At 52.8% G+C, this 12,953-nt stretch carries 14 protein-coding genes; 6 read left to right on the top strand and 8 right to left on the bottom strand.

The annotated features are described in order from the left end of the window. Nucleotides 1-22 precede the first annotated feature (22 nt). The 3 genes from QEP12_RS11170 to QEP12_RS11160 all read right to left on the bottom strand — a co-directional run bounded on the left by QEP12_RS11170 (nt 23) and on the right by QEP12_RS11160 (nt 1,998). Nucleotides 23-271 carry a helix-turn-helix domain-containing protein gene (locus tag QEP12_RS11170; protein WP_219162727.1) on the bottom strand — a complete coding sequence of 83 codons (249 nt, stop codon included), beginning with the start codon at nt 269-271 and terminating at the stop codon, nt 23-25. Beyond that, nucleotides 268-1,320 (bottom strand): tRNA dihydrouridine synthase DusB, encoded by a 1,053-nt coding sequence (dusB, locus tag QEP12_RS11165; RefSeq protein WP_284214301.1) that lies wholly within the window; start codon nt 1,318-1,320, stop codon nt 268-270. The genes QEP12_RS11170 and dusB overlap by 4 nt, the downstream gene beginning before the upstream one ends. A 138-nt stretch (nt 1,321-1,458) precedes the next feature. Continuing rightward, nucleotides 1,459-1,998 carry a M15 family metallopeptidase domain-containing protein gene (locus QEP12_RS11160; RefSeq protein ID WP_284214300.1) on the bottom strand — a complete coding sequence of 180 codons (540 nt, stop codon included), beginning with the start codon at nt 1,996-1,998 and terminating at the stop codon, nt 1,459-1,461. A gap of 60 nt (nt 1,999-2,058) precedes the next feature. Here QEP12_RS11160 and QEP12_RS11155 point away from each other — a divergent pair, with 60 nt between their 5' ends. Then, nucleotides 2,059-2,583 carry a YqaA family protein gene (locus tag QEP12_RS11155; RefSeq protein WP_284214299.1) on the top strand — a complete coding sequence of 175 codons (525 nt, stop codon included), beginning with the start codon at nt 2,059-2,061 and terminating at the stop codon, nt 2,581-2,583. 99 nt (nt 2,584-2,682) lie between these two features. On the opposite strand, the gene QEP12_RS11150 is transcribed toward QEP12_RS11155, so the two are convergent. Further along, a complete protein-coding gene (locus QEP12_RS11150) occupies nt 2,683-3,609 on the bottom strand; it encodes an NUDIX hydrolase (RefSeq protein WP_174862483.1) in 927 nt (308 codons plus the stop codon). A gap of 493 nt (nt 3,610-4,102) precedes the next feature. Here QEP12_RS11150 and QEP12_RS11145 point away from each other — a divergent pair, with 493 nt between their 5' ends. After that, the gene (locus tag QEP12_RS11145) at nt 4,103-4,999 is read left to right on the top strand and encodes a hypothetical protein (RefSeq protein ID WP_284214298.1); all 897 of its coding nucleotides are present in this window, start codon (nt 4,103-4,105) and stop codon (nt 4,997-4,999) included. A gap of 23 nt (nt 5,000-5,022) precedes the next feature. Here QEP12_RS11145 and QEP12_RS11140 read toward each other — a convergent pair whose 3' ends face one another. From QEP12_RS11140 to QEP12_RS11130, 3 genes are all read right to left on the bottom strand, one after another. Then, nucleotides 5,023-6,381, bottom strand: coding sequence for a DUF3987 domain-containing protein (locus tag QEP12_RS11140; RefSeq protein WP_174862481.1), 1,359 nt, complete (start codon nt 6,379-6,381; stop codon nt 5,023-5,025). Continuing rightward, nucleotides 6,378-7,610 carry a hypothetical protein gene (locus tag QEP12_RS11135; protein ID WP_284214297.1) on the bottom strand — a complete coding sequence of 411 codons (1,233 nt, stop codon included), beginning with the start codon at nt 7,608-7,610 and terminating at the stop codon, nt 6,378-6,380. The genes QEP12_RS11140 and QEP12_RS11135 overlap by 4 nt, the downstream gene beginning before the upstream one ends. A 162-nt stretch (nt 7,611-7,772) precedes the next feature. Continuing rightward, a complete protein-coding gene (locus tag QEP12_RS11130) occupies nt 7,773-8,156 on the bottom strand; it encodes a helix-turn-helix transcriptional regulator (RefSeq protein ID WP_284214296.1) in 384 nt (127 codons plus the stop codon). Between the two features lie 513 nt (nt 8,157-8,669). Here QEP12_RS11130 and QEP12_RS11125 point away from each other — a divergent pair. From QEP12_RS11125 to QEP12_RS11110, 4 genes are all read left to right on the top strand, one after another. After that, a complete protein-coding gene (locus QEP12_RS11125) occupies nt 8,670-9,041 on the top strand; it encodes a hypothetical protein (RefSeq protein WP_284214295.1) in 372 nt (123 codons plus the stop codon). 58 nt (nt 9,042-9,099) lie between these two features. Continuing rightward, nucleotides 9,100-10,083 (top strand): DUF932 domain-containing protein, encoded by a 984-nt coding sequence (locus QEP12_RS11120; protein WP_174864174.1) that lies wholly within the window; start codon nt 9,100-9,102, stop codon nt 10,081-10,083. 135 nt (nt 10,084-10,218) lie between these two features. Next, nucleotides 10,219-11,262 carry a YqaJ viral recombinase family nuclease gene (locus QEP12_RS11115; protein WP_284214294.1) on the top strand — a complete coding sequence of 348 codons (1,044 nt, stop codon included), beginning with the start codon at nt 10,219-10,221 and terminating at the stop codon, nt 11,260-11,262. Nucleotides 11,263-11,355: 93 nt separating this feature from the next. After that, entirely contained in the window at nt 11,356-12,303 is a 948-nt protein-coding gene (locus QEP12_RS11110) for a recombination directionality factor (protein WP_284214293.1), read from the top strand. 138 nt (nt 12,304-12,441) lie between these two features. On the opposite strand, the gene QEP12_RS11105 is transcribed toward QEP12_RS11110, so the two are convergent. Further along, a complete protein-coding gene (locus QEP12_RS11105; RefSeq protein ID WP_284214292.1) occupies nt 12,442-12,753 on the bottom strand; it encodes a c-type cytochrome in 312 nt (103 codons plus the stop codon). Nucleotides 12,754-12,953: the final 200 nt, after the last annotated feature.

Genomic DNA, 12,953 nt, shown 5'->3' with positions numbered 1-12,953 from the left:
AATAAGGTGTCTCTGGCGCTTTTTAGAGCATGCCATGCTCTAAGAGCTTTTTGCGCAGCGTGTTGCGGTTCAGCCCCAGCCATTGCGCAGCGCGCGACTGGTTATTGTCTGACTGCTGCATCACCACGTCGAGCAGCGGCTTTTCCACCAGACGCAGCAACATGTCATACATATTGCTGGGTGTCTCGCCGCCCAAATCGCGGAAATACATCTCCAGATTTGCGCGCACGCATTCCTCAACACTCAGGTTGTCATTTGCTTGGGTGCTCATGCAGCCAATTCCTCAATTTCTTGCTCGGTGGCTGCCACAGAAGGCTGTGGCAAGCGCTCCATCTGCTGGCCCAGCTGCTCCAAATAGTCAGCTACGGCCTGCCACTGCACCTGGCAGTCGTCGATGGTGTTGATACGTTGTCGAAAGTCTTCCCCACCTGGCAAAGCACGCAAATACCATGCAATGTGCTTGCGCGCACTGCGCACGCCGGTCAGCTCGCCATACAGGCTGTAGTGGTCTTGCAAATGCTCCAGCAGCAGGCTGCGCAGCTCACTCACCAGCGGTGGCGGCAGGTGTTCGCCCGTGGCCAGAAAGTGACCGATTTCGCGAAAAATCCAGGGGCGACCCTGCGCAGCGCGGCCCACCATCACCGCATCGGCGCCGGTATAGGCCAGCACATCACGGGCTTTTCCCGGGCTGGTGATGTCGCCATTGGCCACCACCGGCACGCGCACGGCCTGCTTGACAGCGGCAATGGTGTCGTACTCGGCAAAGCCTTTGTAGCCCTGCGCGCGGGTGCGGCCATGCACGGTCAGCATTTGAATGCCCACGCCTTCAAACTGCCGGGCCAGCGCCACAGCGTTTTTGTGGTCATCACTCCAGCCCGTGCGCATCTTCAGGGTGACCGGCACGTTGAACGGGCGCGCGGCCTCCACCACGGCCTGGGCAATTTCCACGGCCAAAGGCTCGTTTTGCATCAGCGCGGAACCGGCCCACTTGTTGCACACCTTTTTGGCCGGGCAGCCCATGTTGATGTCAATGATTTGCGCGCCGCGCTCGATGTTGTAGACCGCTGCCTCGGCCATCATGTCGGCGTCGGTGCCGGCGATCTGCACCGAGATCGGCCCCGGTTCACCGGCATGGTTGGCGCGGCGGCTGGTCTTGAGGCTGTTCCACAAGTCTTTGCGCGATGTCACCATCTCGCTGACCGCATAGCCTGCCCCCAGTGCCTTGCACAGCTGGCGAAACGGCCGGTCCGTCACACCCGCCATGGGGGCAACAAACAGGTTATTCGTCAGCGTATGCTGACCAATGCGTAGCGCAGTCATGGGGGCAAAACCAGGGGGGCAAAAGGTGGAGGGAAAGAAAGTCGGCTATTGTATCTGCCCAAAAAATGAGCACCCCTGCGCGCTACAAAGACACTAGCAAAGAATCAGGTAAATCACCCCTCGCTTGCGCCACCCGCCTTATTTTCTGGAGGGCGCTGGCACAAACGCCCACCAGTGCCCAGGCACTGCCTGCCAGCCACGCCCTAGCATCACCGCTGCCAGCCAGCCCCGGTTGAATTGCACATCGGGGGCCACATCGGGCTCCTGGGCCGCCACCTCCTCGGGCAAACCCAGGTGCACATCGCCCATATCCACCTCTTCGCCGTCGGCCAAGGGGCCACGCACAAAATGGGCGGCTGTTTCGCTGTCTACCACCCTCACACGCACATCCAGCACCTGCTGCAGCGTACCCGGATGGGTGCGTACATAGGGGCACGCCTGCAACACCAGCTGCATACCCTGCGACTGCACCAGCACCTTCACCATCTGCATGGCATGCCGCGTTCTGGCATGTTCCAGCAAAGCGGCACATTCCGTGGCGATAAACCGCTCTTGCTCCACCGTCGGCCAGCTGGTGTCTTTGGCGCTGGCACTGCAGGCCAGCAACACCAACGCAGCCCCAAGCCCTGCGCCGACTGGCTGCTGCACACACTTCTTCACTGCAAATGCGATATTCATACCCCCAGCTTAGGCTAAGCCTCTGTCTGGTGACAACTGGCATGCCCCTAAACTCGCCACATGGAAGCTTGGTTTCAAGAAATTTTGCACTGGCTGGCGCTGCCACAATTTGGCCTGAGCACCTTGTTCATGGTGGCGCTGGTGTCGGCCACGTTGCTGCCCATGGGTTCTGAGCCTGCAGTGGTGGGATTGCTGCACTTGAACCCCGAGCTGTTTTGGCCCGCTATCTTTGCGGCCACGGCTGGCAACACGCTGGGAGGGGCGATCAGTTGGTGGATGGGCCTGGGCGCCAACAAAGCCTGGAACATCGCGCGCCAGCGCCGCCGTGCGGGCTTGCCCCTGGAGGCGGGCAAAAAACCACCGCGCACCCTCTCCCGCCACGAGCGGCGCGCACGCATTTGGCTGCGCAAATGGGGAGCGAAAACCTGTCTGCTGAGCTGGCTGCCGATTGTGGGCGACCCGCTGTGTGCAGTCGCGGGGTGGCTGAAGCTTCCGTTTTGGCCCTGCGTGTTCTATATGGCGATTGGCAAGTTTTTTCGCTATCTGGTGATGACCATCGCCATCCTGTGGGCCTTGCCTATTTGAGGCAAGCAACCGTCTGCACCGCCAAGCATTGCGCATCTTTTATGGCTCTAACGCTGATCTATCCAGCGCTTTAAGCTCTTATTTTTTTCATCCATATATTTATGCGCCCCGTGCCAAAGGCAGTTTGCTGCCCGCCGTGGCCCGCTCTTGCAGCACATCACTGCGAAAGCGAAACAGCTTGGCCGGACGGCCTGCAGCGCCCGCCGTCATGGCGCCGGTTTCTTCCACCAGCTCCTGCTGTTCCATCAGACGACGGAAATTTTGCTTGTGCAAGCCACGGCCAGCCAAGGCTTCCACCGTTTGCTGCAACTGCAGCAAAGTGAATTCGGGCGGCATCAGCTCAAACACCACGGGGCGGTATTTGATCTTGGCGCGCAGCCGCGCAATGCCGGTGGCCAAAATGCGGCGGTGGTCGTGCTGCATGGCCCGCCCCGGTAGCTGGGCGCGCGCTGCAATCCCCCGGCGCGTCGCCTCTTGCACCAAACCCGCTTCAAACAGCAGCTCATAGCGCTGCAGCACCAAGTCTTCGTTCCAGACTTGGTCGGTCAAACCAAAATTAATAGCTACCCGTGCTTGCCTGGACTGCCTCAACGCCTTGTTGGGCGCTTCATTCACCCACGCTTGCAGCGGCGGCACAATCTGCTGCGCCAAGACCGCAGGCGCGCCGTCGCGCCAGTCTTCCCACGGGAAATAGCTGTACCAGTCTTGCCAGCTGGTATCCCCCAGAGGGGCTTGCTCTGGCTCTCGCGTCAGCCCCAAATAGCTGATGGACAGCACATGGGCCGCTTCTTCGCGCTCGCGGTCGGCGAAGGTGTAGAGCTGCTCTACATAGCCCAGGCTGTGCTGGGTCTGACTCTCCACCCAGCTGCGCAGCCCCGCTTGCAGCGAGCGGTGCAGCATCTGGAAGGGCCCGGCAGGCAAGGCCTGGCCACCACGGGTGGTGAGCACCCGGGGCTGTCCCAAGCTGACAGCGGCCAACACCGCCACCAGCTCGGCATGCAAGGCTTGCGCAGGAGCCTCGACCAATTTAGACGTTAAACAAGAAGTAAGAATCCAAGCATTTGTTTTTATTCATAAATTCCCCAGATAAATTACAGTCGTACCCGGACCTATACCCGGAAAAAAAACAATGCTTGAACTTCTTTGCCAATTCGAAAAAAACATCGTGTCAAGCAACGCTATGAGGGCACTATCGTACTTTGAATCGCACTCTGTTCTTAGATAGTTCTCTGCTCCTCAGAGCTTTTGGAGGACAGGTGCCACATGCACCCGGCAGATGGCGCTAGCTGCAGCAACACAATTTGACACAGCCTCCGCCAAATATGAAAGCCAAGTGATTGATTTCACTTGGCTTTTTTGTTTTTCGACATCGCCGGCATGCCATCTGGTATGCCATTTAGCATTGGCTTTGGTTAGATTTCTTTGGAAAGAGCTTGAGTAGTCATTTCACATGGATCACCTTTTCGCCATCTGAGATGTGCTATACGACTTCCACCCCAGCTCCGCACCGTTTACCGACATGACAGAAGAAGAAAAAAAAGAAAAAGAAAAAGAAGCTGCACGCATAGCCATTAACCCAAGAGGCGTGCTCATAGCTTTAGCTATGTACGACAACCCAGGTTCACTACAAGGCAAGTTGAAAGCGATCTGGATGCTTGCTGCCGACCTAGCCCGTAAAGCTGAAACGAATCACAGCAAGAAGCTATGCAACCTTTGGATGCAAAAATACAACCCGTCATTGCAGCTTCAGCTCAAGGCAAAGCAAGTCCTAGCTTGTGCTCCACTTCACTCGGATCCGCTCGCAATGGTCTACATAGATTTGCTTGCTACTGTTCGAAACATAGAAACAAAAGAAAAATCCAGTCGTGCTGGTGGTGTCAAACGTTCAGCCCTTTCATCAGACGTGGATGAGGCTACGTACATCAATACCCTCTTGCTCCCTAAGAACATAAGCAACAGGTGTTTCTTGGATCAAGTCGTGCCCCACTTCTTTGCATTGCAATTGCATTGCTACCGCATGCATCCCATGCTGGAGTTTCCGCAGACTGTCCCTGAAGACCCCATCATTCGACAGGCTAGAGCCGCCAAAGGCGGTGGTGCCAAAGCTATCGGGGAAGACTTGCTCAAAGAAAAATTCTCAGAATTTCTCGAATCCCAGAGGGAGCAACGCTTCCAGAGCAAAAAAGCCTTTTTTCGAAGGCTCGAAGATGAGCTGGCCGCGATTTTGGATGATTACCAAGCACATCAACTGCACAAGCCGCATCCCAAGACAAAAAGGAAAGTGACTTACGGTCATGATTTGGTAGCTGATAGCTTGGAACGAAAATTTCGAGAGTGGCAAAAAAGTGACCCTGTGTTTGAGAAAAGGTTTCTTGCACTGCTCGACAAAAAGGAAGAAACCACCGAAAGCTCTTAGACCTTCGGAGGCTGCAACTGCTGTCAATGAACATAAGGCTTCAGCCTCGTTAGAAAGTCCGCCATCTTCTTGGCTGACCCTAGTGCATTTGGCAACATGCCCGGCACAAAGTTCGGCGTAATGTTCAAGATCAACTGCTTGCGCGTTCCTGGCACAGCAGGCACCAGTTTGTTCTCAAGGAACAGTTGATCAATCGCAAGATCCAAGTCAGCAGCCTTTCGCAAGTTGGCAGGACCTTTGCGGAGCAAATCCACCCTCATGAATGCCCCTTGACCATTCACCCTACACTTTCGCAGCAGGTAAGCATACAGTTCATTGCCCAAGCGGATCTGCAAAGCATCTTCTGAAGGTGCCCCAAACCCCATTAATGCCTGATCAAGATGCCAATCCACCAAGGTCCAGGCTGATTGCATGCAGTCCAACCTAATCTCCTCTTTTGGATCTGTAAACCATTGCAAGACTGCAGCAATACGCAAAGCATGCTCACCAGCACGCTGAACAAATGGATCCATACCTATCCAGGTCTCGTCAGCACTAGGCAAAGCTTTCCAAGCACTGCTCTCTTGTGACCACAGATGCTCCGCCTCGGAAGACAAACGAATCTGGCGCCTTTGCCCACCGGTCTCCAAAATGTCACGGTAGTCATCCATCAACTCTCTCACTCGATCGTGAAATGGATGCAGGTTGGGATTGAGTTTTTGCCTGGCGCCTAAGCTATGGCCGTAGTAGTCAAGTGAGTCTGTCGCATACGACAGCAACATTCTTGGCATAAAACCAGAAGGCACTAGTATCGGACCTTGCTTGCCTTTGCGTAGGCCCTCAAAAACAGCATCCTGGATCGTCATACAAAAGGTGGTTCGCGTATCACGTACCTGGATGATCTCGTGCTTTCGTATGAAGCGTAGATCATCACCGTCGAACTTCTTGCATAGCCGCAGCAGGTCTAAATGCTCAGCCAGTAATCCACCTTCATCCAGAACCAGGGCTATGGCCTTAGCTCCACAACCAAAGAGAGTGACAAGTCCAGCCTCCGAAGCATCATCTATACGGTAGGGGTGCCCCTTACTTGCAACAAAACCATCCTTGGGAGAAATACTCCCAACGCATTTAGCCTCAAACTCTCGAAACCCATGGTAGGCGTAGTTAGTAGTCGCTGTTTTACCAAGCCCTGATCCAGCTACAACTGTCGTGTAAAGGCTAGCAGGCATCAGTCTGTGCATTGGTGTATTGATATCCAATGAACCATGAACAGCGGCAGACATCGCTGACAACACGATCGGCCCTACCAAAGCCTCTTTTGTTTGCAACGTATCTGTTATACACCGAGCAAAGTCACTGCCGATGCCCTGTAAGCAATGTAATGGATAGGGACGCAGAATCATCCTTTGTACTCCTGCCAGCCCATTTCCATGCTTAACTCTTGCAGCGGACGCCTTACCTCCAGTGCATCAAAATGGTGCATCTGCTTACTGCGCTTAGGACCTCTTTTAGATTTCTGAGTCTTCTTGAGTTTTGTCCCTCCAAAGGTACGCATGTTCCCAGGAGTTCTAAGTTTGCCCAAATAATCAATCTTAGAAAGATAATCTGCATATCCACCAAGAATTCGGCCCAGTAGTGGATCTCTGTAATCGATTACTCGCAATATGGCATCTTCATGCCTTTGATGACTACTAAGGTTGTGTGTATAGAAATCATCTTTTTCAAAGCACTCATTCCATTTATCCGCAATTCTTCGAGGAACGTTAATTCGATCTTGATGTTTTGATCCATTCAAACCAATAAACCAATGAATGTGCAATCCCTTAATGGGAGCACATTCTATTTTCCAGAAGAAAAAAATCAGTTCTTTGCCAAACATCTTTCTAAGAATTTTCAACATTTCATCGCGCATTGCACTGACTCTTTTAAATCTTATTTCATAGTCTTCTTTTGAAGAGAACTTACCACGCCTGTCTGGAACTCTGTATCTGTACCCAGAATCCAAACGACATAATAAAATTTTTGAAGTATTACAAACCCCTTGTTTAGCAACATTTATAATTTGTCGACTTACCTCTGTTGCATTCTTTCGGTAAGAATGAACCTTCTCCCTATTTCCTTTAAGCATCCAAAGTTTACGTAGATAGGCAGACAGATCGTTAATAGCCTGTTGTATTATTTTTTTATCTTCATCAGATTGAATTCTGTAGACACTAGGCTCAATTCCAAATATCAAATTAAAAACATCAACATTGCTTTTCTGCAGAGCAAGTAACCACTCCTTTACCCTGTTAACAACGATTTCATAAATCGGACTTCTCTTCGTATAGAAGTCCGGTGCTGCATCGTCATCACCACTCATCATTAAGCTCACTTCAGAAATACAGGTGAAAAAAGCATCTTGGTAAAATGTTAGTTCATACCTATACTTTGTTTTTTTCCTAGCTAAGTTAAAAGGAAAAAAATGTGGTACTCTACCAATCCACTCTGCAAGTGTTTCAATTGCCTTGAACAACTGGTAGTTTGTAGTTTCAGTTTTACACTCACCCAAATTATCAAGTTGATGCTCACTGTTAATAAGGACATCAACCAACTCTGATCTTTGCAATCCTTCATTATTATTAGTTTTCATGGTAACCATATACTCTTATATACTTAGTTACTAAGTACCCAATTAAAATCGATGAGAAATAAAGCAATATTCCATAGAAATACTCCAATTACGCTTGGAGATTTCTGCTATTTATCTCTATTTCTCATATCAACAATTTATAAAATATTTAGTACCCCATAATCAGACACTTGCTTTGCCTTCTTGCAAGTACTCGATGTAGGCGCAGATGTCCGCCATCAGCCAACCAACAGCCTTTGCCCCCAGCCGTATCGGCTTTGGAAATTTGGGGTCGTGATACTTCGACTTGGGGTTCAAGCGCAGATACACGGTGGATCGCGATAGCCCCAAGTGCTCCAGCAGCTGTGCCAGCCGAACAATCCTGCGCAGGTCGATGAAAGATGGCGTCACCTCCTTAGAGACGGCAACTTCACAGGCCAGACCTTTGCCCTGGCCATTAGCAGGCTTGGTTGGCCTACAACCCTGAGCAGCGTGGGTGGAGTGGATCTCGAAATTTGGCTTCTTGAATGTCTGTTGCATGTCGGCTTGCGTGTGTTGTTTGAACATGCGTCGATTGGACAAAATTTGCTCTTTTTGGACGACGTAGCTGCTTGTCGCCAGCAAATTTCAAAAACAAGCATGTCTCTTGACAAATCAAATAAACTTTGATCCAAGAATTCTCATCAATGATGTGCCTAAAAACGAGGCAAAACTGCTCATTTTCTGTGGTGTGCGAACGTGCGAACCCCGCATACATTTAGTTCCATACAGAGGGGAAATCATGCTCATGCCATGCTTGCGAAGCTAAGCTGTTTCGCACGCTAAATCTTTAGAACTCGTTGAGCCACGCGCTCCTAGTGACCTTGCGCGAACACCCTTAGTGCAGCTCCACATGCACATCTGATGCGTTCAAACAAAGAATCAGCACACCCGCGAACATTCCATTCCAAAAAATTTCAAACACATATCACCGACCTGAGCAGACATCGGTCTGCCCTCCCAGGGATTGGTGATGATGCCTGCCGTCTTGGCTGGTGCGCTCTAACTCCTGGCTTCTTGTTTTTTCACCAAGGAGCTTTGATGCATCTTTCTTCCCTCCCAAACGTCTGTCCTCTCTGCCTTAGCAAACAGGTGATCTCCCGTAACTGGGGACGCAAAGCTGGTGGTGCTATTGGATGTGCAGCTGGTGCTGCGTGCGGCTTTTACGGCAGCCTACGTGGCGCGCAAATTGGGATTGCTTCAGGAATGCTTGCTGGTCCAGGTGGTTCTGCCATAGGAGGTATTGCTGGCGCTGTACTTGGTGCACTAGCTGGCACAGCAGTGGGTTGCGAAATTGGAACCAACGTAGGTAAGCAGCTGGATGAACGCATGCTGGACAACTATGAGTGCTTGGATTGCGGTCATGCCTTCAGCAGCCCACATCGACCTAACAGCGACTACCTCCCTCAGTAAGTCATCAGTCTTCCCTCTTTTTTACATCCCGCTTTCTATTTTCAAAAGGAGCATTCGCATGGCACACCTCGTGGAAACCATGGCCTATACCGGCCAAACTCCCTGGCACGAACTGGGCAACGCCCTCCCAGCCAAACAAAGCATTGATGTCTGGGCACAAACGGCAGGCATGGACTGGAGCATTCAGGAAACACCTGTGCGCTACATGGCCTCTGACAGCAGTTCCGGCTTATCCGGTTTGTACGCAGAGCCCAAGGAGTTCCCAGAGCAAAAGGTGCTTTATCGCAGTGACACACAAGCTCCGCTATCCGTAGTGGGCAGTCGCTACAACGTGGTGCAACCCCGTGAGGTACTGGAGTTCTACCGTGACCTGACCGAAGTGGCCGGGTACGAGCTGGAGACAGCCGGGGTGCTCAAGGCCGGACGTAAGTTCTGGGCTTTGGCCCGTACTGGTAAGTCTGTCGCCTTGAAGGGCAACGATGTAGTCAACGGCTATTTGCTCTTGGCTACGTCGTGCGATGGTTCTCTGGCTACCGTGGCTATGCCAACCACAGTGCGCGTGGTGTGCAACAACACACTCACGATTGCCCTGCGAGATGGCGTTGGCTCTGTCAAGGTTCCCCACAGCACTACGTTCGACGCACAGGCCGTTAAACGCCAACTCGGTATTGCAGTCGGTCAGTGGGACAGTTTCATGTACCGCATGAAAACCTTGGCCGAGCGCAAGGTCAAAACCCATGAGGCGATGAACTACTTTCTCAAGGTGATCTGCAATACGGAAAGCCACTCTGACTTGTCAGTCGGCTTGACCAATGAGCGCGCTTTGAAGAAGGTACAGATGCTTTATGAGGGCCATGGTCGAGGTGCAGAGATGCATGCAGCGAAAGACACTGCTTGGGGCTTGCTGTGCTCTGTGACCGAGTTCGTTGACCATGAAAAACAAGCACGAAGCCAAGACAACCGCTTGGACAGTGCTTGGTTCGGCCAGGGAGCAGCGATTAAGCAGCGTGCCTTGGATCATGCTTTGCAACTGGTGGCCTGAGCATGCTCGCTGGTTTGCTTCTTTGGCCTCATTGGCTGTTTCCGCTAGGTTTCCCTATCTACGTTCCACCCCCACGAACCGCCTTCTGAGGCGGTTTTTTTATGCCCGCAATTTTTGCGGGCCAAGGAGATTTGTATGTCTGTTTATTTGTTGAGCAATGCCAATTTGGATGTCCGTGAAACACCAGTGGAGCACCCTAACCGCCCTCGCAAGGGCGCCGCTTTGCGCCTAGTATCGACCAAGGACATGGCACGTGATGATTGGCTGGAAGTGCGTCGCACGGGTATTGGCAGCTCCGATGCGGCAACAGCCGTAGGTTTGAATCCCTACCAGTCCCAGCTGGAGTTGTGGATGCAAAAGACGGGCAAGGCCGACCTGCTGCCTGCTATTGATCCCAACGATGACACCAGCCCCATGTTCTGGGGCACGTTGCTGGAGCCCATCGTGGCAGCCCACTACACCAAGCGCACAGGCAACAAGGTACGGCGTGTGAATGCTGTGCTGCAACACCCCAAACATCCCTGGATGCTGGCCAATGTCGACCGAGAGGTAATGGGATCTTCTGAGGTACAGATTTTGGAATGCAAAACGGCTGGCATTCATGGTGCACGCCTTTGGAAGGATGGCGTGCCTGAGTACGTCCAGTTGCAGGTGATGCACCAGTTGGCGGTGACGGGTCACAAAGCCGCAGATGTGGCCGTGCTCATTGGGGGGCAGGAGTTGCGCATCTTCCGCATCGAGCGTGATGAGGCATTGATTGCCCGTCTGATCGAGATGGAACATGCATTCTGGCAGCTGGTGGAAAGCAACACACCGCCTTCTGGAGATGGTTCTGACAGTGCAGAAAAAGCGCTGCGTTGTCTCTATCCCAACAGCGCCGGTGAAGACGTGGATATGAGCGATGACCCAGAACTCAATGCTACGTTTGAAGCACTGTTGCTAGCCCGTGATCAGCTCGATGCCGCCCAGAAGAAGGAGGCACGCCTGCGCCAAGCCATTCAGATCCATATGGGAGAAGCAGGTAAAGCGACCTTCGCCGCAGGCTATGTGACCTGGAAGCGCAGCAAAGATGCACAGGTGTTCAACACCGCGCAATTCATCAAAGACCATCCCAACATGGCCAAAGCGTACCTGAGTAGCCGCCCAGGCTCTCGGCGGTTTTGCGTCAGCCCAGTATGAAGGAGAAGGATGAGCATTTCTGGATGGTCCACCCACAACTTCAGGCTCCCCGCGGCTGATGCCACCGGGAGCTTTCTTTTTTTGGAGCAAAACATGATCAAAGGTTTGATGATCACCCCACCTGTGATTGGCCGTGTTTCGATAGGTAAGGTGGTTGAAAAGAACGGTAAGCGTCTGCCTGAAAAAGACGATGAGTTCACGATTACGACTCAGGTCCAGCAGCGCGGCCAGTGGGTGCTGCATCCTCTGGATGAGGCTTTACGCCAAACCCAGGCACACGGCGGCATAAAGGAAGGCGCCCAGCCTTCCGATGCAGAGGGAGAGGCACGGCTGGCCAAGCGCACACTCAAAGACAAGATGGGCGTACCTTCTGATACTGTGGAAGCACAGAGCCCAGCGCGGCGCAAGCTGCGCAGCATTCCGGTACGCGTTCTGTTCAATGATCCGGATCTGAATCTGCGGGCGGACTACTGCATGTTTGATCGAACCACAGCGCGCCCGATCTGCGTGGGCAATGGAGAAACATGCAAGCGTGTGACAGACCAAGGACTCGAAGAGCAAGCATGCCCTGGTCCAGATGTCTGCCGCTTTGGAATGAGTCAGTGCAAGCCCTATGGACGGCTCAACGTGAGCATTGGAGACAGCGACGAACTGGGTAGCTTTGTGTTTCGCACAACGGGCTTTAACAGCATTCGTACCTTGGCTGCACGCCTGCAGTACTTCGCTGCGGTCTCTGGTGGTCACCTGGCCTGTATGCCGCTGGAGCTCAAGCTGCGAGGCAAGTCCACCACGCAGTCCCACCGCTCTGCCATCTACTACGCGGACTTGGTGGTACGTTCGGGGATCTCTTTGAACGAAGCGATCAGCCAAGCCCGCACGATGGCAGCTGAGCGCTTGGCGGCTGGATTTGATCAGTCGGCTTTGGACGCAACAGCGCGACTAGGCTTTGCCAATGGCAGCTTTGAAGATGCGCCTGACGAGGCGGCAGAGATCGTAGAGGAGTTTTATCCCCTGCCGCCAAAAGAGTCTGATAGCGATTAACTGCACGACACTCTTAAACCTAGCTCCACATTAGTGGGGCTAGGTCGAGATGTGGATTTTTTCAGAATGTTTCATAGGGCAAAAATGAGGAAGTCCGGCATGGATGCTGCGCAAAAAAGAGTGTTATGCAGTACAGCGTTATTTCAGCGACAGCACCCAAGCAGCTAGCTTTTGGGCGTCTGCTTCGCTCACATGGGCGTTGGCTGGCATAGGAACTGGGCCCCATACTTGGCTACTACCTTTGCGGATCTTTGTGACTAGGTAAGCCTCAGATGCTTTGCTGTTGCCGTATTTGCTCGCGATGTCTTTGTAGGCGGGGCCAACAATCTTTTTGTCTATACCGTGGCAGGCCATGCATGCTTTGGAGGCTGCCAGTGCTTGGTCTGCCCACACAGGAGAAGTAAACAGAACGCAGGTAGTGGCAGCAGCCCAGATAAGTTTGGGGTTCATGGACGACTCTAGAATAAAAAACGTTGAGAGACGCAGGGCGTGCACATGCTAAACGCAAATTGCCGTGCGAGCGCAGCAGGGGCGTAGGGCAGCCGTGCGGTGGGGCCGTACAGCAGGTATTAGTCGTGGTTTAGTGGTTCCGAACCATGCAACCGCCGCAGGCTAACATGGTGGGCGGGGATGGTGCGTGCTCAGGTCAA

It is taken from the genome of Comamonas jiangduensis, from assembly GCF_030162955.1.
In the GTDB taxonomy this organism is placed as follows: domain Bacteria; phylum Pseudomonadota; class Gammaproteobacteria; order Burkholderiales; family Burkholderiaceae_C; genus Comamonas; species Comamonas jiangduensis.
This window is presented reverse-complemented; position numbering and strand designations above follow the sequence as displayed.